This window comes from Bradyrhizobium sp. SZCCHNPS1003, assembly GCF_032381555.1.
Classification (GTDB): Bacteria; Pseudomonadota; Alphaproteobacteria; order Rhizobiales; family Xanthobacteraceae; genus Bradyrhizobium.
In genome coordinates this window covers 192,629-215,450 of record NZ_JAUHIU010000013.1, presented here as the reverse complement: position 1 = coordinate 215,450, position 22,822 = coordinate 192,629, and the positions used below count along the sequence as shown (strand labels likewise).

17 protein-coding genes are annotated in these 22,822 nt (G+C 65.9%); 8 read left to right on the top strand and 9 right to left on the bottom strand.

The genetic code is table 11. The annotated features are described in order from the left end of the window. Positions 1-229: 229 nt before the first annotated feature. The 5 genes from QX126_RS22480 to metF form a co-directional block, all read right to left on the bottom strand. Entirely contained in the window at positions 230-1,252 is a 1,023-nt protein-coding gene (locus QX126_RS22480; RefSeq protein ID WP_315783717.1) for an HlyD family secretion protein, read from the bottom strand. Continuing rightward, positions 1,249-1,968, bottom strand: a complete 720-nt coding sequence (locus QX126_RS22475; protein WP_315783715.1) for an ABC transporter ATP-binding protein — start codon at positions 1,966-1,968, stop codon at positions 1,249-1,251. Before QX126_RS22475 ends, QX126_RS22480 begins: the two co-directional genes overlap by 4 nt. Continuing rightward, a complete protein-coding gene (locus tag QX126_RS22470) occupies positions 1,965-3,098 on the bottom strand; it encodes an ABC transporter permease (RefSeq protein ID WP_315775496.1) in 1,134 nt (377 codons plus the stop codon). The genes QX126_RS22475 and QX126_RS22470 overlap by 4 nt, the downstream gene beginning before the upstream one ends. Positions 3,099-3,440: 342 nt before the next feature. After that, positions 3,441-7,307, bottom strand: a complete 3,867-nt coding sequence (metH, locus tag QX126_RS22465) for a methionine synthase (RefSeq protein WP_315783712.1) — start codon at positions 7,305-7,307, stop codon at positions 3,441-3,443. Next, positions 7,307-8,224, bottom strand: coding sequence for a methylenetetrahydrofolate reductase [NAD(P)H] (gene metF, locus QX126_RS22460; protein WP_315734664.1), 918 nt, complete (start codon positions 8,222-8,224; stop codon positions 7,307-7,309). Before metF ends, metH begins: the two co-directional genes overlap by 1 nt. 371 nt (positions 8,225-8,595) lie before the next feature. Here metF and QX126_RS22455 point away from each other — a divergent pair, with 371 nt between their 5' ends. Then, positions 8,596-9,615: an LLM class flavin-dependent oxidoreductase gene (locus QX126_RS22455; RefSeq protein ID WP_315734662.1), complete on the top strand. Its 1,020-nt coding sequence runs from the start codon at positions 8,596-8,598 to the stop codon at positions 9,613-9,615. 23 nt (positions 9,616-9,638) lie between these two features. Here the strand turns inward: QX126_RS22455 and QX126_RS22450 are convergent, their stop codons facing one another. Together QX126_RS22450 and QX126_RS22445 are read right to left on the bottom strand one after the other, a co-directional pair. Then, complete coding sequence (locus QX126_RS22450; RefSeq protein ID WP_315772621.1) at positions 9,639-10,307, bottom strand: SDR family oxidoreductase; 669 nt, start codon at positions 10,305-10,307, stop codon at positions 9,639-9,641. A gap of 85 nt (positions 10,308-10,392) precedes the next feature. Further along, positions 10,393-11,262, bottom strand: coding sequence for an NmrA/HSCARG family protein (locus QX126_RS22445; RefSeq protein WP_315783711.1), 870 nt, complete (start codon positions 11,260-11,262; stop codon positions 10,393-10,395). 101 nt (positions 11,263-11,363) lie between these two features. On the opposite strand from QX126_RS22445, the gene QX126_RS22440 reads away from it, so the two are divergent. Continuing rightward, positions 11,364-12,287, top strand: a complete 924-nt coding sequence (locus QX126_RS22440) for a LysR family transcriptional regulator (RefSeq protein WP_315783709.1) — start codon at positions 11,364-11,366, stop codon at positions 12,285-12,287. Here QX126_RS22440 and QX126_RS22435 read toward each other — a convergent pair. Then, positions 12,268-13,128, bottom strand: coding sequence for a prephenate dehydratase (locus QX126_RS22435; RefSeq protein ID WP_315734654.1), 861 nt, complete (start codon positions 13,126-13,128; stop codon positions 12,268-12,270). The genes QX126_RS22440 and QX126_RS22435 overlap by 20 nt on opposite strands. Before the next feature lie 18 nt (positions 13,129-13,146). Beyond that, positions 13,147-13,887: a 3-deoxy-manno-octulosonate cytidylyltransferase gene (locus tag QX126_RS22430; protein ID WP_315783707.1), complete on the bottom strand. Its 741-nt coding sequence runs from the start codon at positions 13,885-13,887 to the stop codon at positions 13,147-13,149. 255 nt (positions 13,888-14,142) lie between these two features. Between QX126_RS22430 and QX126_RS22425 the strand changes: the two genes are divergently transcribed. From QX126_RS22425 to QX126_RS22400, 6 genes are all read left to right on the top strand, one after another. Next, a complete protein-coding gene (locus tag QX126_RS22425; protein WP_315734650.1) occupies positions 14,143-14,691 on the top strand; it encodes a c-type cytochrome in 549 nt (182 codons plus the stop codon). Between the two features lie 324 nt (positions 14,692-15,015). Further along, complete coding sequence (locus QX126_RS22420; protein WP_315772615.1) at positions 15,016-16,917, top strand: extracellular solute-binding protein; 1,902 nt, start codon at positions 15,016-15,018, stop codon at positions 16,915-16,917. Continuing rightward, positions 16,914-18,791, top strand: a complete 1,878-nt coding sequence (locus QX126_RS22415) for an extracellular solute-binding protein (RefSeq protein ID WP_315783705.1) — start codon at positions 16,914-16,916, stop codon at positions 18,789-18,791. Before QX126_RS22420 ends, QX126_RS22415 begins: the two co-directional genes overlap by 4 nt. Before the next feature lie 3 nt (positions 18,792-18,794). Continuing rightward, entirely contained in the window at positions 18,795-19,907 is a 1,113-nt protein-coding gene (locus QX126_RS22410) for a microcin C ABC transporter permease YejB (RefSeq protein ID WP_315734646.1), read from the top strand. Next, the gene (locus QX126_RS22405) at positions 19,907-21,085 is read left to right on the top strand and encodes an ABC transporter permease (RefSeq protein ID WP_315783703.1); all 1,179 of its coding nucleotides are present in this window, start codon (positions 19,907-19,909) and stop codon (positions 21,083-21,085) included. Before QX126_RS22410 ends, QX126_RS22405 begins: the two co-directional genes overlap by 1 nt. 5 nt (positions 21,086-21,090) lie before the next feature. Next, complete coding sequence (locus QX126_RS22400) at positions 21,091-22,728, top strand: ABC transporter ATP-binding protein (protein ID WP_315735685.1); 1,638 nt, start codon at positions 21,091-21,093, stop codon at positions 22,726-22,728. The last annotated feature ends 94 nt before the right edge of the window (positions 22,729-22,822 follow it).

Here is a 22,822-nt window from a genome sequence, read left to right as displayed (position 1 = left end):
AGACGTCAGACCGTGCCGCTTGCTCGGTGCTCACCCTCCCCTGGAGGGCCTGGAGGGGGAGGGTCGCCTCACGATGAGCGAAGCGAAACGTGAGGCGCGGTGGGGTGATCTCTCCATCAGCAGCAGTGCTCGTGGCTTCACCCCACCCCGCTCGCCCGCTGCGCGTACGAGCGACCCTCCTCCTCCAGGGGAGGGTGGGCAGCAGCGCGCGAGCCGAACGGCGCGCCCCTCACGGCCGGAAATACACGTCCACCTTCATGCCCACCGCGAACGGGCCCGGCTCGGCCAGATCGACCAGCACCTCGACGACATCGACATCGGTCATGTTGCGCTGGCTGAGCGCCGCAGCGCGGCTGCTCTCGACCAGGGGGGCGATGGCGGCGACCTTGCCGGCGACGTCGCGGCCGCGGAAGGCGTCGGAGCGGACCACGGCCTGCTGACCGACCTTGATCTTGTCGAGGTCGCGCTGGTCGAGCTCGGCGCGCACGCGCAGCGACGACGTGTCGCCGAGCAGCACCATCGGCTGGGTCGCCTGCGGCGAGGCGATCTCGCCGGTGCGCGCATTGACCTGCAGCACCGTGCCGTCGAGCGGCGCGCGGATGGTGAGCTTTTCCAACGTGGCGCGGGCGCCCTGCAGTTCGCTGCGGGCGACGTTGAGCTGGCCCTCGGCGCTGATCGGCAGTGGCGCATCAGCGGTGACCTTGCGCAGCTCGTCGGCCTGCTGCTCCAGCTTCGCCTGCGCGGCTGTCAGTTGCGCGCGTGCCGTGTCGACATCGGCATCGGCGCCGTGCCCGGCGCGCCGCTCGGCCACCGCCTTGTCGAGCGCAGCACGCGCGTCGTACACGGCCGCCTGCGCGTCGGCGACGCCGTCTTCGGCCCGGCGCCGCGGACCCGCGCCAGACGGTGTCGACTCCTTGTTGCGCACGCGCTTGCGCATCGCGACCTGCGCCTCGGCGCTGGCGAGCTGCGCGCGGGCTTCGGCGTCGCCGAGCCGCACTAGGGCCTGGCCGGTGAACACGGTCTCGTTCGGCTTGACCAGCACCTCCTGGATCGGCCCGACCACGGGCGCGCCGAGCTTGATCAGGCCGGATGCCGGCTCGACCCGGCCGGGCGCGACGGCCAGCCAGCGTTCCTCCTGGGCATTGGCGGCGCGCGCTGTCGGCGGAATCGAGGTCGGCGTGACGATGATAGCAAGTGCGGCCGCTGCGACGAGCCCGAGCAGGTGAGCGCGTTCTGGAATTCCCGATATCATGCGTGCGAGACTTTCTTCATGGACTCGCCGCCGCTCTCCTCGCGGACGATGCGGCCGTCCTCGATGTGAATGACGCGATTGGCGAACGGCAGGATGCGCGGATCGTGCGTGACCACCAGCACCGCGCGTGAGGGATCCTTGGCGATGTCCGCGAGCAGGGTCATGATCGCATGGCCATTGGCCGTATCGAGCGCGCCGGTCGGCTCGTCGGCGAGAATGACCTGCGCCTTGCCGACGATGGCGCGGGCGATCGCGACGCGCTGCTGCTCGCCGCCCGAGAGCTCGCGCGGGAACGACCGCTTCTTCGGACCGAGGCCGACCCTGTCGAGCACCTCGCGCGCCGCCTTCTTCGCAGACCCCGCGCGTTCGCCGCGCACATCGAGCGCGAGCCGCACATTGTCCTCGGCGTTCAGCGTCGGAAACAGATGATAGGATTGAAAGATGAAGCCGATGCGCTCGCGGCGCAGCTTCGCCAGCGCCTCGGGATCGAGCCCCGCGACCGGCTGGTTGGCAACCCGCACGGCACCGCCATCCGGCGTCATCAGGCAACCCAGGATCGACAGCAGCGTCGTCTTGCCGCTGCCCGAAGGGCCCATGAGCAGCGCCAGCTCGCCGCCCTTCAGCGACAGGCTCACGCCCTTCAGTGCCTGCACCCTGCCGGCCCCCTGGCCGAGGTGATGCACGAGATCGGTGGCCTCGAGCACGGTGTCGGTCATCGCGAGAATACCAGGGTCGGGTCGATGCGCATGACCTTGAGGATCGCCGCGATCGCCGAGCCGACGCACATCGTCACCGTCAGCACGAACAGCGCGACCGTCAGCGTCGGTGTCATGATGACCGGCAGCGCCGATTCCGCGGTCGCCGCCGCCACGATCTTGCCGATCGCCGCAGCGCCGGCGAAGCCGACGATGGCGCTGAGCAGCGCCTGCCAGATGATGACGGTGTAGATGTAGCGGCTGGACGAGCCGATCGCGCGCAGGGTCGCGAACTCGTTGATGTGATCCTTGGTGCTGGAATAGAGCGTCTGCGCCACGATCACGGTGCCGACGATGAGGCCGAGCAGGGCGCCGGCGAACAGCGCGGCACCCGCGCCGGTGCCGAACAGCCAGAACGAGCGGCTGCGGCTCGCGAACTCGGCTGCGGTCAGCACCTCGACATTGGACAGGCTGTCGCGCAGCGCCCGCTGCACGGTCCAGAGGTCGGCCTCGGCCGCCAGCTTGACCACCAGATAGGACGCCTTGTTCGAGGCGATGCCGGTATAGGCGCGGGCGCGGTCGACGTCGGTGAACACGTAAGGCGTTGTCGTGAACGAGCGGATGCCTTTGGTGACAGCCATCACCTGCACCTTCTGGTCGCGGAGCTCTGCAGCCTGGCCGGCGCCGCCGATGCCGAGCCGCTCGAAATAGGTCTGGTCGATAGCGACCGCGCCCGGCACGGACAGGTCGTCCAGCCGTCCCTCCACCACGTTCCAGGGATGCAGCCCGAGCCCGCGCAGTTCCGAGCCGACCACGAAGACCGGCGTCGTGGTGCCCTGCGGCAGCCGCCATTGCGCATAGCCGATCACCAGCGGCGTCGCCTCCGCCACTCCGGGGACCGCCAGCGCCCGGAACCGCTGCCGCTCGTCAAGCAGCGAGGGATCCTCGAAGCATTTGGTGCCGACCGGCATGATCCACAGCTCGGCCGGGGAATGGTCGATCATGGTCGTGACCATCCGGCGGAAGCCGACATAGAGGCCCATCTGCACGGTCACCAGCACGATCGAGAAGATGATGCCGATGATGGTGGCAATGAATCGAAGCCTGTCATGGAACAGGTTTCGGGACGCAAGCCTGAACTGCAACGACATGAACGAAAAACCACCCGGAGGCCCCGGCGGCATTTCAGCCGGTTAGCGGGGATAAGTCCACGCTGCATCGCATGGCGCCGGCTGTGGCGCTTTGTCATTCGCTGCGGCCGTGGCGCGGGGGACACGGGGACGGGTCACATGCGGTGCTGCCCCTGCGAACGCATATGGGAGGCGACGGCGGTCCGCCATAACTGGTGTCGTCCCGGCGAACGTCGGGATCCATAACCATAGGGAGGTGTCGTTGCGCTCGGTATCGACCACGGCGTCCGACAGATGCATCACGCGGTATGGGTCCCGGCGCGAGGCCGGGACGACAGTTTGGGGTGGGAGACTGCGCGCCGGCTACTTTGCGCCGACCGCCTTCTTGCGCCAGGCGAGATGAACGGCACAGGTGCAGCCCACCGGATGGCTCGCGAGCTCGGCGGGTGCGGCGTCGTTGGCCGGAGCGGGCGAAGCGACGGCGCGCGCTGCCGCGTCCGCCTGCTGTCCACTCCTTGCCGGAATGTAGTTCAGGATCGGCGCCAGCCAGCGCTCGGCTTCGGCGACGGTCATGCCCTTGCGCGCGGCGTAGTCCTCGACCTGGTCGCGCTCGATCTTGCCGACGCCGAAATAGAAGCTCTCCGGCGAGGCGAAATAGAGGCCCGACACCGACGAGCCCGGCCACATCGCAAAGCTCTCGGTCAGCCGCACGCCGGCATTCTTCTCGGCGTCGAGCAGCTCGAACAAGGTCGCCTTCTCGGTGTGGTCGGGCTGCGCCGGATAGCCGGGCGCGGGACGGATGCCGTGATACTTCTCCAGGATCAGATCGTCCGGCGAGAGCGCCTCGTCCGGAGCGTAGGCCCAGAACTCGCGGCGGACGCGGGCATGCAGCCGCTCGGCGAAGGCCTCGGCGAGGCGGTCGGCCAGCGCCTTCACCAGGATCGAGGAGTAGTCGTCATTGGCATTCTTGAAGCGGTCGGCCACCGCGTCCTCGCCGAGACCGGTGGTGACGACGAAGCCGCCGACATAGTCCGGCACGCCGGAACCCACAGGCGCGATGAAGTCGGAGAGTGCGGTGTTGAAGCGACCCTCGCGCTTCTCGAGCTGCTGGCGCAGGGTGTGCAGGGTCGCGACCGCCGTGGTGCGGCTGTCGTCGGCATAGAGCACGATGTCGTCGCCGACCGCATTCGCCGGCCAGAAGCCGATCGCGGCGCGCGCCGTGAACCACTTCTCGGCGACGATGCGCTTCAGCATCTTCAGCGCGTCGTCATAGAGCGCCCGTGCGGCCTCGCCGACCTTGGCGTCGTCGAGAATCGCAGGGAAACGGCCGGCGAGCTCCCAGGTCTGGAAGAACGGCGTCCAGTCGATATAGGGCACCAGCTCGGCGAGGTCGTAATCAACGAAGGTCTTGACGCCGAGGAAGGTCGGCTTCACCGGCTTCGCCTTGGCGAAGTCGATCTTCGGCGCGTTGGCGCGGGCGTCCGCGAGCTTCAGCCGCTTCTTGTCGGCCTGGCCGCGCAGATGCGCAGCGGCGATCTTCTGATACTCGCTGCGAATCTCCGTGGCGTAGGTATCCTTGCGCTCCGGCGACAGCAGCGAGGAGGCGACGCCGACGGCGCGGCTGGCGTCGTTGACATGAACGACCGGGCCATTCCGGTAGTTCGGATCGATCTTGACCGCGGTGTGGACGCGGCTCGTCGTGGCGCCGCCGATCAGGAGCGGCACGTTCAGGCCCTGGCGCTCCATCTCGGTAGCGAGATAGGCCATCTCGTCGAGCGACGGCGTGATCAGGCCGGAGAGCCCGACGATGTCGGCGTTCTCGGCCTTGGCGGTCTCGATGATCTTGGCGGCGGGCACCATGACGCCGAGGTCGATGACCTCGAAATTGTTGCACTGGAGCACGATGCCGACGATGTTCTTGCCGATGTCGTGGACGTCGCCCTTGACGGTGGCGAGCACGATCTTGCCGGCGTTGGAGCGCTCGTTGGCGCGGCCCTTGTTGGCGGCCTTCTCCGCCTCCATGAACGGCATCAGATAGGCCACCGCCTGCTTCATCACGCGCGCGGACTTCACGACTTGCGGCAGGAACATCTTGCCGTCGCCGAAGAGGTCGCCGACCACGTTCATGCCGGCCATCAGCGGGCCTTCGATGACGTCGAGCGGCCGCGTCGAGGCGGCTCGGGCTTCCTCGGTGTCCTGCTCGATGAACTCGGTGATGCCGTGCACCAGCGCGTGGGAGAGCCGCTTGCCGACCGGCCATTCGCGCCAGGCGAGATCGGCCTCCTTGGTCTGCTTGCCCTGGCCACGGAATTTCTCGGCCAGCGCCAGCAGCCGCTCGGACGCGCCGGGGTCGCGGTTCAGCACCACGTCCTCGCACACCTGGCGCAGCTCGGGATCGATGTCGTCATAGACGATCATCTGGCCGGCATTGACGATGCCCATGTCCATGCCGGCCTTGATGGCGTGATACAGGAACACCGAGTGCATCGCCTCGCGCACCGGCTCATTGCCGCGGAACGAGAACGACAGATTCGAGACGCCGCCGGAAACGTGGGCATGCGGCAGGTTCTGCCGGATCCAACGTGTCGCTTCGATGAAGTCGACGCCGTAATTGTTGTGTTCCTCAAGTCCGGTCGCGATGGCGAAGATGTTGGGATCGAAGATGATGTCCTCAGGCGGGAAGCCGATCTGCTCGACCAGGATCTTGTAGGCGCGGGCGCAGATCTCGGTCTTGCGCTTGTAGGTGTCGGCTTGGCCGGTCTCGTCGAACGCCATCACGACGACGGCGGCGCCGTGGCGGCGCGCGATCTTCGCTTCATGGATGAACTTCTCCTCGCCTTCCTTCAGCGAGATCGAGTTCACCACCGGCTTGCCCTGCACGCATTTCAGGCCGGCCTCGATGACATGGAATTTCGAGGAGTCGACCATCACGGGCACGCGGGCGATGTCCGGCTCGGCAGCGACGAGGTTGAGGAAGGTCCGCATCGCGGCTTCCGAATCCAGCAGGCCCTCGTCCATATTGACGTCGATGACCTGGGCGCCGTTCTCGACCTGGTCGCGTGCGACCTGCAGTGCAGCCGTGTAGTCGCCGGCGGTGATCAGCTTGCGGAATTTGGCGGAGCCCGTGACGTTGGTGCGTTCGCCGACGTTGACGAACGGAATGGCGGGCGTCAGCTCGAACGGCTCCAGGCCCGACAGCCGCAGCCGCGGCGCGATCTCCGGCACGGCGCGCGGCTTGTGCGGGGCCACCGCGGCGGCGATCGCGGCGATATGGTCCGGCGTGGTGCCGCAGCAGCCGCCGACGATGTTGACGAGGCCGGCGCTCGCGAACTCGCCGATCAGCCGCGCCATATAGGCCGGCGTCTCGTCATACTGGCCGAACTCGTTGGGCAGGCCGGCGTTGGGATAGGCGCAGACCAGCGTGTCGGCGACACGGCCGATGTCGGCGACATGGGCGCGCAGATCCTCGGCGCCGAGCGCGCAGTTGAAGCCGATCGTCAGCGGCTTGGCATGACGCACCGAATTCCAGAACGCCTCCGGCATCTGGCCGGACAGCAGCCGGCCGGACTTGTCGGTGATGGTGCCGGAGATCATGACGGGCACGTCGATGCCGCGCTCCTCGGCGAGCTCAGCGATGGCATAGAGCGCCGCCTTGGCGTTGAGCGTGTCGAAGATGGTTTCGAGCAGCAGGATGTCGGCGCCGCCGTCCAGCAGCCCGCGCGCCTGCTCGCCATAGGCAAGCCTGAGATCGTCGAAGGTCACGGCGCGGTAGCCGGGATTGGACACGTCAGGCGAGATCGAGGCGGTGCGGTTGGTCGGGCCCATCGCGCCGGCGACGAAGCGCTGTTTGCCGTCCTCGGCCGCAACACGCGTGGCCGCATTGCGGGCGAGCCGGGCGCCCTCGCGGTTGAGCTCGTAGATGATGTCGGACAGGTCGTAGTCGGCCTGCGCGATCGATGTCGCCGAGAAGGTGTTGGTGGCGACGATGTCGGCCCCGGCGCGCAGATATTGCGCGTGGATGTCCTCGATCGCTTCGGGCTGGGTGAGGATCAAGAGATCGTTGTTGCCGCGGAGGTCGCGATGGAAGTCCTTGAACCGCTCGCTGCGGAACGCGGCCTCGTCGAGCTGCAGCGCCTGGATCATCGTGCCCATGGCGCCGTCGAGAATCAGGATGCGCTTAGCTGCAGCGGCAAGGAAGGCGGTACGCGCTGGGGATACGGGGACGAGCATCAGGCAGCAGCCTTGTTGGCGGACTTCGGACGGATGCCGAGCAGATGGCTGATCGCGAACACGAGGTCGGCGCGGTTCATGGTGTAGAAATGGAAGGTGTCGACGCCATGCTTGGCGAGCTTTTGCACCTGGCCCGCGGCGACGGTCGCCGCGACTAGCTTGCGGGTCTCTGGATCGTCGTCGAGACCGTCGAACTTCTCCGCGAGCCAGTGCGGCACCGTGGTGCCGGCGCGGGTGACGAACCCGCGCGCCTGCTTGAAATTGTGCATCGGCATGATCCCTGGCACGATCGGAATGTCGATGCCGCGGGCGCGGACGCGGTCGAGGTAGCGGAAGTAGAGGTCGTTGTCGAAGAACACCTGGGTGATGGCGCGGGTGGCGCCGGCGTCGACCTTGGCCTTGAGCATGTCGATGTCGGCGTCGAAGTCGCGGCTCTCGGGGTGCTTCTCCGGATAAGCGGAGACCGAGATCTCGATGTCGGGATGGCGCTTCTTGATGCCGGCGATCAGCTCGGGCGAGGTCTGGTAGCCGTCGGCACGGGTGGAGTAGGGCGTGCCGATGCCGCCGGGCGGATCGCCGCGAAGTGCTACGATGTGGCGGACGCCGACCTCATGATAGCGGTCGACGACCTCGTCGATCTCCCGGCGCGAGGCGCCGACGCAGGTGAGATGCGCCGCCGGCAGCAGCGCGGTCTCCTTCAGGATGCGCGCGATCGTGGCGTGGGTGCGCTCGCGGGTCGAGCCGCCGGCACCATAGGTCACCGAGACGAAGCTCGGCTCCAGCGGCGCGAGGCGCTTGATCGAGGCCCACAGCGTCCGGTCCATCTCCTCGGTCTTCGGCGGAAAGAACTCGAACGAGATCTTCGGCCTGGGAATCGCGGTGTGGCCGTCGGCGATGGCGGTGGCGAGGTCGGTCATGGCAACGCAGGTTCCGAATGGGGCGTAAATTTCAACTCAAGAGGGGCGTCCCCCTCGTGATGTGCCAAGATAAGGGAAGTGCGTCGCAAGTGACAGCCCACCGTAAATGGGATTTGGCCCACCGGGCTGCGGATATTGCTGTTTTTGTCGCTGAGCCTGGCTTGATTGTGGGCGAAGAAACATGAGTTATATCAAAGGGTATCTGTGTGTCCCGGACGGCTTTCGCTGAAATATCCAGTGGGAGATGCCAGATATCATCCTGTATACAGGCGGAATGTCCCAACTTCGTTGCGGTCGATCTCTGCATTCGCGGCAGGTCACGGTCGCGGTCGGCCCATTGTGGCGCGACGCGCAGGCATTAGGTTGGGCCAATGATCCCGCTTTCCGTCCTCGACCTCTCCGTCACCACCACGGCCACCAGGCCGTCGGTGGCGTTGCGCAACAGCATCGATCTGGCCCGCCATGTCGATCAGCTCGGCTACGTCCGCTATTGGCTGGCCGAGCATCACAGCCTGCCGTCGGTGGCGAGCCCGTCGCCCGACATCATGATCGGGCAGATCGCGGCGGTGACGCAGCACATCCGCGTCGGCTCCGGCGGCGTGATGCTGCCCAACCACGCGCCGCTGGTGGTCGCCGAGCGCTTCAAGATGCTGGAGGCGCTGTTTCCCGGCCGGATCGATCTCGGTCTGGGACGCGCGCCCGGCACCGACGGCACCACGGCCTATGCGCTGCGCAGCCGGCTCGACCGCCGCGAGGGCGACGACTTCCTGGAGCGGCTGCATGAGCTGATGCTGTGGGAGACCCGCGAGTTCCCTGCCGGTCATCCCTACAACAACGTCATCGCCATGCCCGACGATGCGCCGCTGCCGCCAATCTGGCTGCTCGGCTCCAGCGACTATTCCAGCGAGCTGTCGGCGCAACTCGGCATGGGGTTTGGCTTCGCGCATCATTTCGCCAGCCACGATGCCGTCGACGCGATGCGAACCTACCGCGCGCATTTTACGCCGTCGCGCTGGCGCTCGCAGCCGCATGCGATCCTGGCGGTCGCGGTGGTCACGGCCGAGACCGACGCCGAGGCTGAGCGGCTGGCGTCGTCGATGGACCTCAACCGCCTGCGGCGCGACCGCGGCCAGTTCCTGCCGCTGCCGAGCCCCGAGGAGGCGGCGGCCACCATGTATACAGACGCGGACCGCGCCTCGATCGCACGCAACCGGTCGCGGCTGTTCGTGGGTAGCCCGGCGACGGTGCGAGCCAAGCTCGATCCGATGATCGCGGCAAGCCAGGCCGACGAGCTGATGGTGATCACCGCGACCTTCGACCACGACGCCCGCAAGCGCTCCTACAGCCTGCTCGCCGACGCCTTCGGCCTGGAGCGGAAGGCGGCGGCGTGAGCATCGACCGCGCGTCGCTGGTCTCACCACGTGATCAGGGGCGAGCGATGCAGGAAGCTGTCGTCGCTCACCTGATCCAGGACGAAGCGCGCGACGTCGGCCCGCGCGATCGTGCCGCCATGAAAGTCGGTGAGATCCGTCAGCGCGCGCACTGTGTGTCCGCCCGGCTTGTCGTTCAGCACCGAGGGACGAACGACCACCCAGTCGAGCCCGCTATTGCCGATGATCGCCTCCTGCCGATTCTTATCGGCGTAGACCTTGCGCAGCAGCAGCGGAAAGATCAGCCGGTCGAACAGAAAGCCGCCGTGCCCGGCGCTGTCGCCGGCGCCAATTCCCGTGATGGCAACCAGCCGCGAGACGCGCTCAGCCCGCATTGCGTCGAGCAGCGAGCGCGTCACGGTCGAGAGCAGCGTCACCTCCCGGAATGGACCGGCCGGCGTGCCCAAGGCACTGATGACGGCGTCCTGACCCTTCAGCGCCTTCCGCAACGTCGCTTCGTCACGGGCGTCACCGACGATCAGATGCGCGCCTTGCAGATCGCCGGCCTTCCCCGGCGAGCGCACCAGCGCGGTGACATTGTCGCCGCGCGCCAGCGCCTCGCGCACGATCAGCCGGCCGGTGCCGCCGGTCGCGCCGAGAACCAGGATGTTCGGCTTCGCGCCATTGGCGCTATCGCGTGTGGAATGAGTCATGATGACCTCCTGAGACTTGGCATGGGACGCGTCCGCGGAGGCGCCCCACAGTTTGGCTTTGGTGGATGATCAGGGCTTGTTGCCGTCAGGCGGCGGTCGCGATGTCAGCGACGAAGTCGCGATAGGAGCGCAGGGGACGACCCAGCAGCGCCGTCAGGTGCGCGACGTCGCCGGCCTCAGGCACCATGCCGTCGGTGAGGAAGCGCTCGGCCATCAGCCGCATGTCGAACGCCATCCAGCTCGGCATGACCTGCCGGAGGTTGGTCTCGAACTGCGTGGTGTTGTCGCCGCCATAGGCGATCGTGCGGCCCAGCACATCAGACCAGATCGCCGCGGCATCAGCGCCGGTCAGCGTGTCCGGGCCGACCAGGTTGATCCGTGTCAGCGGCAGCGGCACGGCTGACTGCTCGCGGCGGATCAGCTCGATCGCTGCGATCTCGCCGATGTCGCTGACGTCGATCATGGCAAGGCCCTTGGCTCCGATCGGCATCGGGTAGATGCCGTAGCCGAGCACGACATCCTTGATCGTGAGATCGTTGGACATGAAGTAGGCCGGGCGGAGGATGGTGGCGTTCAGGCCCATCTGCTCGATCATCCGCTCGACGGCGAACTTGCCGGCGAAGTGCGGCACGTTGACGTAGACGTCGCTGTGGATCACCGAGAGATAGACGATCCGCGCGATGCCGGCCTCGCGGGCGACGTTGAGTGCGATCAGTGCCTGGGTGAATTCATCGGGCGCGACGGCGTTCAGCAGGAACAAGGTCGAGACGCCCGAAAAGGCAGAGCGCAGCGAATCGATGTCGAGCAGGTCGCCCTGCGCGACCGCGACGCCCGCCGGAAACCTCGCCTTGGCAGGATCGCGGACGAGGGCACGGACGTCGGCGCCGCGCTTGACGAGCTGGTCGACGACGTGACGGCCGACGGTTCCAGTGGCGCCGGTGACGAGGATGGTCACGGGATCACTCCGGGTTGGTTGTTGAGACACCCCGAAAATAGCGATCCATATGCGAGCCAATAGACGCTATAAATGGACATGTCGTCTCATTGGTGGAACAGATGGATCTGCTGGCGCTCGCCGATTTCACACTGGTCGCCCGTCACGGCGGCTTTGGCCGCGCCGCCCGCGCCAGCGGTCGCCCCAAGGCGACGCTGTCGCGCCGGGTCGCCGAGCTGGAGGCGAACCTCGACATCAGGCTGATCGAGCGCGGCGGGCGCGCGCTGAAGCTGACCGAGGAGGGACGGGCGCTGTTCGAGCGGGCGGGCGCTCTGCTCACCGAGCTCGACGAGACCGTGGCTGCGATCTCCTCGGGCGGCGACACGCCGCGCGGCCGCCTGCGGATCAGCGCGCCGCTGCTGTTCTCGCAAACCGCGATGGGCAAGCTCGCCGCGTCGTTCGCGCTTCGATATCCTGAGGTCCGGCTCGACGTGACGACCGACGACCGGGCCGTCGACATGGTCGAGGAGGGCTATGATCTGGTGATCCGGGTCAATCCCGATCCCGATGACAGCCTGGTCGGGCGCATCTTCCTGCGCGACCAGATGGTGGTCGTGGCGAGCCCAGCCCTGACGAGGCCGGCGGACGGCGCGCGCGTTCCTGCTGTCGTTCGCAGCACCGAGCAGATCGCAGCGTGGGACGTCACGACTGCAACGGGACGATCGCGCATCGCGATCGATCCGATCCTGCGGCTGTCATCGCTGATCATGGTGCGCGATGCGGTCCGTGCCGGGGTCGGCGCCGCATGCCTGCCGCTCTCGCTCGCCAGCCACGACCTCGCTGCAGGCCGGCTCGTGCAGTGGGCGGATCTCGACGCGCCAGCGGTTGCGCTGTGGGCGCTGTATCCGTCGCGGCGGTTGTTGAGCGCGCGCGTCTCCGCCTTTCTCGACCATCTGAAGCAGGCGTTCCCGATGGGAACGCCGGCCGAGCTGGCGGCCTATCTGGAGCTGCGAGATGACGGTCCGATCACTCCATCCGCTCGCTGAATGTCGCGCGGAACGGGTGCGCCGGATAGACGCCGACGATGCGCAGCTCGCGGGAGAAGAACTTCAGCTCCTCCAGCGCGAAAGCGAGGCCCTTGTCGTTCGGGTGGCCGTCGACATCGGCATAGAATTGCGTGGCGAAGAAGTTGCCGTCGACCATGTAGCTTTCGAGCTTGGTCATGTTGACGCCGTTGGTGGCGAAGCCGCCGAGCGCCTTGTAGAGCGCAGCCGGCAGGTTGCGCACGCGGAACACGAAGCTCGTGACCAGCGGCCCGGAATTCTGCTCCGCCCACTGCTCCTGGCGCGCCAGCACGACGAAGCGGGTGGTGTTGTGGGCTTCGTCCTCGATGTCCTCGGCGAGGATGTCGAGGCCGTAGATCTCGGCTGCCAGCCGCGAGGCGATCGCCGCGACGCTCCTGTCGCCGCGCTGGGAGACGTCCCGCGCGCTGCCCGCGGTGTCGCCGGCCACGATCGGCCGGACGCCGAGCTGGCGGATGATGCGGCGGCACTGGCCGAGCGCGTGAACGTGGCTTTCGACGGTCTTGATGTCGGCGAGCTTGGTGCCCTTCAGCGCCATCAACTGGTGGCGGACCGGCAGGAACCACTCGCCGATGATGTAGAGGCCGGAGGCCGGCAGCAGATGGTGGATGTCGGCGACGCGGCCGGCGACCGAGTTCTCGATCGGAATCATGCCGAGATCGGCCTCGCCGGAGGAGATCGCGCTCAGCGCGTCCTCGAAGGTCGCGCAGGGCATGGCCTCGGCGGTCGGATAGGCCTCGGAGATGGCGATGTGGGAATTGGCTCCCGGCTCGCCCTGGAATGCGATTTTCAAGATCTTGCTCATGTGGGGCCTTGTAGCAGCTTAGGTCTTGGACAGCAGCCGGCGTGCGGTTTCGAGATCGGCCGGGGTGTCGACGCCGCGGGGCACGGCGTCGACGACCATCACGTCGATGCGCATGCCGGCTTCCAGCGCCCGCAGCTGTTCCAGCTTCTCCTGCTGCTCCAGCGGCGACGGCGGCAGGCTGACGAAGCGCTCCAGCGCCGCCCGGCGGTAGGCGTAGAGGCCGATATGATGGTAGCGCGGTCCGTCGCCATGCGGCGCCGTGGCCCGGGTGAAGTACAGCGCGCGCATGCGCCGCCCGCCGAGAGGCGACCCGACCGCCTTGACGACGTTCGGATTGAGGCTCTCCTCCTCGGTGTGGATCTGCGCGGCAAGGGTCGCGATGTCGACGGCGGGATCCTCGAGCGGGGGCAGCACGTCGCTGATGTTCTGCGGGTCGATGGTCGGGAAGTCGCCCTGCAGATTGACCACGATCTCCGCCTCGCGGGCCGGGTCGAGCTTGCACATGGCCTCGTAGATGCGGTCTGACCCGGAGGGATGATCCGGCCTGGTCATCACCACCTCGCCGCCCGCCGCGGCGACGGCCGCGGCGATTTCGGGCGTGTCGGTTGCCACGGCCACCCGGCCGATCGCGGCCTCCTGCGCGCGCCGGAGCACCTGCACGATCATCGGCTGGCCGGCGATGTCGAGCAGCGGCTTGCCCGGCAGGCGGGTCGACGCCATGCGGGCGGGAATCAGCACGAGAATTCGGGATTTGGTCATCCGGGAACGGCAGGTCGGAGCCGGTCGCAACAGCGCGAGCCGGACTGGATGGGGACAGCAGAAGCGGCCCGCTTATACGGGTTGCCAGAGCACGGGCAAACCGATATCTCACTTCTGCCGCAGGGGGAGGCGCGACGGCTCGATTCCGCTCGATGCCTTGACGAGTCCTTATCTCGACTCCTGGGGCGATTCGCGGTCGCGGCCTCGCGGCCTCCGACAGAACAATGAAATCCGCCCTCGGAGCCTGATTCCAAGATGGACTCCTTCGAACTGAACAAAATCATCGGCGCCGTGCTGGCTGCCTGTCTGGTCGTGCTGGTCACGAGCTTCTCCGCTGGCGCGATCTTCGCGCCGAAAATGCCGGAGAAGCCGGGTTTTGAGATCGCCGTGAAGGAGGCCGAGGGCGCCGCCAAGGGTGGCGCGGCGCCGGCCGCGGCCGAGCCGATCGAGAAGCTGCTGCAGACCGCCTCGGTCGAGAAGGGCGCTGCCGCCGCCAAGAAGTGCGCGGCCTGCCACACCTTCGCGAAGGGCGAGAAGAACGGCGTCGGTCCCAACCTCTACGGCATCGTCGGCGACAAGATTGGCGAAGGCCGCGGCTTCAACTTCTCGGCGGCGATGAAGGCCAAGGGCGGCACCTGGACGATCGACGACCTCAACAAGTTCATCGCCAATCCGAAGGGCTACATCCCGGGCACCGCGATGGGCTTCGCCGGCATCCAGAAGGACTCGGAGCGGGCCGACGTGCTGGCCTATCTGAACTCGCTGGCCGACAGCCCGGCGCCGCTGCCCACCGCAGCCAAGTGATCGGCTGCTGACCCACCAGTTTTCGACGGCCGGGCCCCAAGCCCGGCCGTTTTGCTTTGCGGGGCGAATTTCGCCGCATTTGGGACCTTTGGTCGCATCCACCTCGTTCACAACCCGGTATCATGAGGAAAAAGCAAGGTTATTGGTCGAAACCTTGCCGTATATTGGTCCCCTGAATGGAACGGGTTCGCGGGCCGGAGCACCTCGCTGAGGCCGGCGAAACCTGCCCTTGCGAATTGGGTTACGATCAGACGTTGGATCTGGGAGCAGCAGCGGCCACGGCTACCACCTGCTTCAAGCGGTCTTATTCAGAGGAAGTCTCATTTGACGATTACCCGACGACAGCTCCTGCAGAGCAGCGTGCTCGCTGCGATGACCCCGGCGCTCGGCACGGCGGCCAGCCTCGCCCCTCTCGACGCCGCCCGGGCGCAGGGCGGTGAAGATCCAGCTTGGCGTCATGCGCTATCACTGTTTGGGGATGTCAAATATCCGGTGGACTTCAAACGTTACGACTACGTCAACCCCGATGCGCCCAGGGGAGGACAGGTCCGTTTCAGCCCGGCCGGTACGTTCGACAACTTCAATCCCGTCGTTGCCGGCGTTAAGGGAGCGCTGGGGGTCGGGATTTCTTATGTCTACGAGACGCTCACGACGGGTTCTCTCGACGAGGCGTCGACCGAGTATGGACTGCTGGCTGAAAGCGTGAAGCATCCGTCTGATTATTCCTGGGTCATCTATCGCCTGAGGCCCGAAGCCAGATGGCACGATGGCGTTCCGGTCACGCCGGCCGATGTGATCTTCTCGCTCGATGCGTTCAAGAAGAACCATCCGCGCTACAGCGCTTATTATCAGCATGTCGTGCGCGCCGAGGTGGTCGGCGAGCGCGACATCAAGTTCACCTTCGATGGGCCGGGCAATCGCGAACTGCCTCAGATCGTTGGCCAGCTGATGGTGCTTCCGAAGCATTGGTGGGAGGGCACCGACGCGCAGGGACGCAAGCGCGACATCGCCGCGACCACGCTGGAGGTCCCGCTCGGCTCAGGACCCTACCGGATCAAGGAGTTCGTCGCCGGGCGCACGATCGTTCTGCAGCGAGTGAACGACTGCTGGGCTCGCAACCTCAATGTCAATGTCGGCCGCTACAATTTCGATGAGCTGCGCTTCGACTATGTGCGCGATAGCCTGGTCGCGCTCGAAGCCTTCAAGGGCGATCAGTCCGATTGGCGCACCGAGAACTCGGCGAAGAACTGGGCAACCGCGTATGATTTCCCTGCGCGCAAGGACCAGCGCGTCGTGATCGAGGAGTTTCCCAATCGCAGCTCCGGCGTGATGCAGGCATTCGTGCCGAACAGCCGACGTGATCTGTTCAAGGACGCCCGGGTGAGGCGCGCGCTGAATTTCGCATTCGACTATGAGGAGATGAACAAGCAGCTCTTCTATGGTCAGTACAAGCGTATCTCTAGCTATTTCGATGGCACCGAGCTGGCGTCGTCCGGGCTGCCCCAGGACATGGAGCTCGAGATCCTTGAGAGCGTCCGCGCGGAAGTTCCGGCCGAATTGTTCACGGCGGAGTACACCAATCCTGTCGGCGGCAGCACCGAAGCGGTGCGTCGCAACCTGCTTGAAGCGCAGAGGCTGATGAAGGAAGCAGGCTACGAAGTTCGTGATCGCAAGCTCGTCAACGCGACCAGCGGCGCGCCAGCCACCATCGAGCTGCTCGCCGACGCCGATGATCCGGCCTTCGAGCGGGTGGCGTTGTTCTACAAGCCATCACTCGAGCGGGTTGGCTTTACCGTGATTGTCCGCAAGGTGGATTCGGTTCAGTTCGAGAACCGTATTCGCAATTGGGATTTTGACATGGTCGTGCATTCCTGGCCAGAGTCGCTTTCGCCCGGCAACGAACAACGCGAGTTCTGGGGATCGAAAGCTGCCTCGATGGTCGGATCGCAGAACTTAGCAGGAATCCAGAACCCAGCGATCGACAAGTTGATCGATCGGGTCATCTTTGCCAAGAGCCGTGATGAACTGGTCGCGGCCACGCGCGCGCTGGATCGCGTGCTGCTGTGGAACCATTATGTCGTGCCGCAATGGAATTATCCGAAGCAGCGGACAGCGCGATGGGACCGTTTCTCTCGCCCCGAAAAGCTGCCGAAATATGGGATGGCGAGTTTTCCCGACATCTGGTGGTACGACGCCGACAAGGCTGCCAAGGTGAAGCGCTCTTGAGCACGCTCCATCACCTGTCGCGCCGCGGCGTGCTCGGGCTTGGGTTCGGCGCGCTCAGCGTCCCCCTCCTGAAGCCGGCCATGGCTGCGGAGTTCGGCGCAGACTCGCACGGCACGTCGGCGTTCGGAGACCTGAAATACCCGGCCGATTTCCACCATTTCGATTACGTCAATCCGGATGCGCCGAAGGGCGGGCTGTTCTCGCTGATCCCGTCGGTGCGCGCCTACAACCAGTCCTATCAGACCTTCAACTCGTTCAATGCCTACGTCCTGAAAGGTGAGGGCGCGCAGGGCATGGACATGACGTTCGCGTCGCTGATGGTGCGCGCCAGCGACGAGCCGGATGCGGTCTATGGCCTGGTCGCGAAGTCGGTCGCGATCTCGCCGGACAAGCTGACCTATCGCTTCACGCTGCGTCCCGAGGCGCGCTTTCACGACGGGTCCAAGATCACGGCCCACGACGTCGCCTTCTCGCTGAATACCTTGAAGGAGAAGGGCCATCCGCTGATCGTCGTGCAGTTGCGCGACTTCGTGAAGGCCGAGGCGCTCGACGATGCGACGGTCGTGGTGAGCTTCGTCGAGAAGCGCGCGCGCGATGTGCCGCTCTATGTCGTGACCCTGCCGATCTTCTCGAAGGCCTGGTACGCCAATCGCGCGTTCGACGAGGGGCCGCTGGATGTGCCGCTCGGCTCGGGGCCGTACAAGGTCGGCAAATACGAGATCAACCGCTATGTCGAGTTCGAGCGCGTCAAGGACTGGTGGGCGGCCGACCTGCCGGTCAGCCGCGGCATGTATAATTTCGACATCGTGCGCTACGAGTTCTATCGCGACCGCGACGTCGCCTTCGAGGGCTTCACGGCCAAGAGCTATCTGTTCCGCGAGGAGTTCACCGCGCGCATCTGGGCGACGCGCTACGACTTCCCGGCGATCAAGGACGGCCGCGTCAAGCGCGAACTGCTGCCGGACGAGACGCCGTCGGGTGGGCAGGGCTGGTTCATCAACACCCGCCGCGACAAGTTTCGGGATCCGCGCGTCCGCCAGGCGCTGACCTACGCGTTCGATTTCGAATGGACCAACAAGACCATCATGTACGGCGCCTATGCGCGCACCGTGTCGCCGTTCCAGAATTCCGACATGGTCGCGGTCGGACCGCCCTCGCCCGAGGAGCTGAAGCTGCTCGAGCCGTTCCGCGGCCAGGTGCCTGACGATGTGTTCGGCGAGCCGTTCGTGCCGCCGGTCTCGGACGGCTCCGGCCAGGATCGCGCGCTGCTGCGCAAGGCCATGCAGCTCTTGCAGCAGGCCGGCCTGCCGGTCAAGGACGGCAAGCGGCTGCTGCCGTCCGGGGAGGTGTTCGCGATCGAGTTCCTGATCGACGAGGTCTCGTTCAAGCCGCACCACGGCACCCTGATCAAGAACCTGCAGACGCTCGGCATCGACGCCGAGTTGCGCATCGTCGACGCCGTGCAATATCGCGCGCGGGTCGAGGACTTCGACTTCGACATCGCCATTCAACGCATGTCGATGTCGCCGACCCCCGGCGACGGCCTCAGGGCTTATTTCACCTCGGACACGGCCAAAACCAAGGGCTCCTACAATCTCGCAGGGATCAGCAATCCCGCGATCGACGCGCTGGTCGCCAAGGCGATCGCCGCGGAGAGCCGCAGCGAGCTGACCTTGGCCTGCCGGGCGCTCGATCGCGTGTTCCGCGCCGGCCACTACTGGATACCGCAATGGTATCGCCAGACCCACCCGATCGCCTATTGGGATCAGTTCAATCACCCGCCGAAGCCGCCGAAATACGCCTCGGGCGTCGGCGCTCCCGACATCTGGTGGTACGATGCCGCCAAGGCCGCAAAGCTGGAGCAGGCGAAGTAGTTCATGGCCGCCTATATTGCCCGTCGCATCTTGCTGATGCTCCCGACCCTGCTCGGGATCCTCTTCATCTCCTTCGTCGTGGTGCAGTTCGCGCCGGGCGGTCCGGTGGAGCGCGTCATCGCGCAATTGACCGGCGCCGACACCGGCGGCACCTCGCGGATTTCAGGCGGCAGCGGTTCGGATTTCGGCGCGCGTCCGCCGGGACAGGTCGGATCCGGCGGCGAGCTGAACTCGAAATATCGCGGCGCGCAGGGGCTCGATCCCGCCTTCATCAAGCAGCTCGAAAAGCAGTTCGGCTTCGACAAGCCGGCGCCGGAGCGGTTCGCGCTGATGGTCTGGAACTTCGCGCGCTTCGATTTCGGCAAGAGCTATTTCCGCGACACCAGCGTGCTGCAGCTCATCAAGGAGAAGCTGCCGGTGTCGATGTCGCTCGGCCTCTGGATGACCTTGCTGACCTATCTGATCTCGATTCCCCTGGGGATTCGCAAGGCGGTCCAGGACGGCTCGCGCTTCGACGTCTGGACCTCCGCCGTGATCATCGTCGGCTATGCCATTCCGGGCTTTCTGTTCGCGATCCTTCTGATCATCCTGTTCGCCGGCGGCTCGTTCCTCAACATCTTCCCGCTGCGCGGGCTGACCTCGGATGGCTGGTCGGACTTCCCGTGGTACTGGAAGATCATCGACTATTTCTGGCATCTCACTTTGCCGCTGGTGTCGATGGCGCTCGGCGCCTTCGCGACGATGACGCTGCTGACCAAGAACTCCTTCCTCGACGAGATCCGCAAGCAATATGTCATGACTGCGCGCGCCAAGGGCTGCAGCGAGAACCAGGTGCTGTACGGCCACGTCTTCCGTAACGCCATGCTGATCGTGATCGCCGGCTTTCCCGGCACCTTCATCCACGCGTTCTTTTCCGGCTCGCTGCTGATCGAGACGATCTTCTCGCTGGATGGGCTCGGCCTGCTCTCGTTCGAGAGCATTCTCAATCGTGATTATCCCGTCGTGTTCGGCAATCTCTTCATCTTTTCGCTGCTCGGCCTCGCCATCAACCTGGTCTCGGATCTGACCTACATGTGGATCGATCCGCGGATCGACTTCGAGGCGCGGGAGGTCTGATGACGATCACGGCCCCCCCTCCGGTCGAGACCACGACGCAGGCTCCGCTCGGCGAGGCTGTACCGCCGACGCGGCATCGTTTCCGGCCGTCGCCGCTGAATCAGCGCCGCTGGCAGAACTTCAAGGCCAACCGTCGCGGCTACTGGTCGCTGTGGCTGTTTCTGTTTCTGTTCATCGTCTCGCTGTTCGCCGAGCTGATCGCCAACGACCGGCCGTTCCTGATCAAGTTCGACGGCCACCTTTACTTCCCGGCGTTCGTCACCTATCCGGAAACGGCATTCGGCGGCGACTTCGAGACCGCCGCGGACTATCGTGATCCGTATTTGCAGAAGCTGATCGCCGACAAGGGCGGCACGACGATCTGGCCGCTGGTCCGCTACTCCTACGCCACGCACAATCTCGATCTGCCGACGCCGGCGCCATCGCCGCCGACCTGGATGCTGACGGAGGCACAGTGCAAACCCGTGGTCGAGAAAAAGGGGCTGAAGAGCTGCCGGGATCTCGAATACAACTGGCTCGGCACCGACGACCAGGGCCGCGACGTCGTCGCACGGCTGATCTACGGCTTCCGCATCTCGGTGTTGTTCGGCCTGTCGCTGACGTTCTTCTCCTCGATCATCGGCATCGCCGCCGGCGGCGTGCAGGGCTATTTCGGCGGCTGGGTCGATCTTCTGTTCCAGCGCTTCATCGAGATCTGGAACGCCATTCCCTATCTCTATCTGCTCCTGATCCTGTCCGCGGTGCTGGTGCCCGGCTTCTTCACGCTGCTCGGGATCATGCTGCTGTTCTCATGGGTCTCGCTGGTCGGCCTGGTGCGGGCTGAATTCCTGCGCGGCCGCAATTTCGAGTACATCCAGGCGGCGCGCGCGCTCGGCGTCTCCAATGCCGTCATCATGGTCCGCCATCTCCTGCCGAACGCGATGGTCGCAACCATGACGTTCCTGCCCTTCATCGTGTCGAGCTCGGTGATGACCTTGACCGCGCTCGACTTCCTCGGCTTCGGCCTGCCGCCGGGATCGCCGTCGCTGGGCGAGATGCTGTCGCAGGCCAAGTCCAACGTGCAGGCGCCGTGGCTCGGTCTCACCGGCTTCTTCTCCGTCGCGATCATGCTGTCGCTGCTGATCTTCATCGGCGAGGCCGTGCGCGACGCGTTCGATCCGCGCAAGACGTTCAGGTGACCGACATGGATGCGATCAGCCAGCCGCTGCTCTCGGTCAGCGATCTCTCGGTGGCCTTTCATCAGCAGGGCCGCCTGTCGACCGCCGTCGACCATGTCTCGTTCGAGATCAAGCGCGGCGAGTGCGTCGCCCTGGTCGGCGAGTCCGGCTCGGGCAAGTCGGTCAGCGCGCTGTCGGTGCTGAAGCTGCTGCCCTATCCGGTCGCCTCGCATCCGTCGGGCAGCATCCATTTCAAGGGCCGCGATCTCCTGCCGTTGTCCGAACGCGAGATGCGCGAGATCCGCGGCAGCGACATCTCCATCATCTTCCAGGAGCCGATGACCTCGCTCAATCCGCTGCACACGATCGAGCGGCAGATCGGCGAGATCCTGCAACTGCATCGGCCGATCTCGAACAGTGCGGCGCGGACGCGCACGCTCGAGCTCTTGACCCAGGTCGGCATTCCCGAGCCGGAGACGCGGCTCGGCAGCTATCCGCATCAGCTCTCCGGCGGCCAGCGCCAGCGCGTGATGATCGCGATGGCGCTCGCCAACGAGCCGGCTCTGCTGATCGCCGACGAGCCGACCACCGCGCTCGACGTCACCGTGCAGGCGCAGATCCTGGCGCTGCTCGCCGATATCCGGGCACGCCTCGGCATGAGCCTTCTGTTCATCACCCACGATCTCGGCATCGTCCGCCGCATCGCCGATCGGGTCTGCGTCATGAACGGCGGCAAGATCGTCGAGCAGGGCCCGGTCGAGCAGGTGTTCACCGCGCCGGCTCATCCCTACACCAAGGCGCTGCTCGCCGCCGAGCCGAAGCCGGACCCGGCGCCGCCGCGACCCGATTCGCCGGTGGTCATGCAGGCCAAGGATCTCAAGGTCTGGTTTCCGATCAAGCGCGGCTTCTTTCGCTCGACCGTCGGTCACATCAAGGCCGTGGACGGCGTCAGCCTTGCCGTGCGCAAGGGCGAGACGCTCGGCGTCGTCGGGGAATCCGGCTCGGGCAAGACCACGCTCGGGCTGGCGCTGCTGCGGCTGATTTCCTCCGACGGCCTCATCGTCTTCCTCGGCAAGGAGCTGCAGGGGCTGTCCTTCAAGGAGGTCCGCCCGTTCCGCCGCGACATGCAGATCGTGTTTCAGGATCCGTTCGGCGCCTTGAGCCCGCGCATGTCGGTCGGCGACATCATCGCCGAGGGACTGAGCGTGCATCAGCCGAAACTGACGGATGAGGAGCGCGAGGCCAAGGTCGTCAAGGCGCTCAAGGAGGTCGGGCTCGATCCGGAGACGCGCTTCCGCTATCCGCACGAATTCTCCGGCGGCCAGCGCCAGCGCATCTCGGTGGCCCGCGCGGTCGTGCTCGAGCCGAGCTTCGTCGTGCTGGACGAGCCGACCTCGGCGCTCGACATGCTGTTCCAGTCGCAGATGGTCGATCTCCTGCGCGATCTGCAGCGCAAGCGCGAGCTGACCTACATGTTCATCTCGCACGATCTGCGCGTGGTCGCCGCCCTCGCCTCCCATCTGATCGTGATGCGCAACGGCAAGGTCGTGGAGGAGGGGCCGGCGGTCGAGCTGTTCAAGGCGCCGAAGACCGACTACACCCTCGCGCTGTTCGCAGCGGCTTTCAGGAACGAGACGGCGGGGAATGGGACGGCGACGAGCTAGATGTCGCTTGTCGGCAGCCACTCTGCTGCGACTGATGGCGCGAATCCGGAGAGCGTGCCGTGACTGATGCTCCAGGACGTCCAGAATGGATTTC

Bases quoted from the DNA above. Each gene is read 5' to 3' on its own strand.
- QX126_RS22405 (WP_315783703.1), top strand. From the start codon at position 19,907: ATGACGATCACGGCCCCCCCTCCGGTCGAGACCACGACGCAGGCTCCG.
- QX126_RS22425 (WP_315734650.1), top strand. From the start codon at position 14,143: ATGGACTCCTTCGAACTGAACAAAATCATCGGCGCCGTGCTGGCTGCC.
- QX126_RS22450 (WP_315772621.1), bottom strand. From the start codon at position 10,307: ATGACTCATTCCACACGCGATAGCGCCAATGGCGCGAAGCCGAACATC.
- QX126_RS22400 (WP_315735685.1), top strand. From the start codon at position 21,091: ATGGATGCGATCAGCCAGCCGCTGCTCTCGGTCAGCGATCTCTCGGTG.
- QX126_RS22410 (WP_315734646.1), top strand. From the start codon at position 18,795: ATGGCCGCCTATATTGCCCGTCGCATCTTGCTGATGCTCCCGACCCTG.
- QX126_RS22435 (WP_315734654.1), bottom strand. From the start codon at position 13,128: ATGAGCAAGATCTTGAAAATCGCATTCCAGGGCGAGCCGGGAGCCAAT.
- QX126_RS22440 (WP_315783709.1), top strand. From the start codon at position 11,364: ATGGATCTGCTGGCGCTCGCCGATTTCACACTGGTCGCCCGTCACGGC.
- QX126_RS22475 (WP_315783715.1), bottom strand. From the start codon at position 1,968: ATGACCGACACCGTGCTCGAGGCCACCGATCTCGTGCATCACCTCGGC.
- QX126_RS22455 (WP_315734662.1), top strand. From the start codon at position 8,596: ATGATCCCGCTTTCCGTCCTCGACCTCTCCGTCACCACCACGGCCACC.
- QX126_RS22430 (WP_315783707.1), bottom strand. From the start codon at position 13,887: ATGACCAAATCCCGAATTCTCGTGCTGATTCCCGCCCGCATGGCGTCG.
- QX126_RS22480 (WP_315783717.1), bottom strand. From the start codon at position 1,252: ATGATATCGGGAATTCCAGAACGCGCTCACCTGCTCGGGCTCGTCGCA.
- QX126_RS22470 (WP_315775496.1), bottom strand. From the start codon at position 3,098: ATGTCGTTGCAGTTCAGGCTTGCGTCCCGAAACCTGTTCCATGACAGG.
- metH (WP_315783712.1), bottom strand. From the start codon at position 7,307: ATGCTCGTCCCCGTATCCCCAGCGCGTACCGCCTTCCTTGCCGCTGCA.
- metF (WP_315734664.1), bottom strand. From the start codon at position 8,224: ATGACCGACCTCGCCACCGCCATCGCCGACGGCCACACCGCGATTCCC.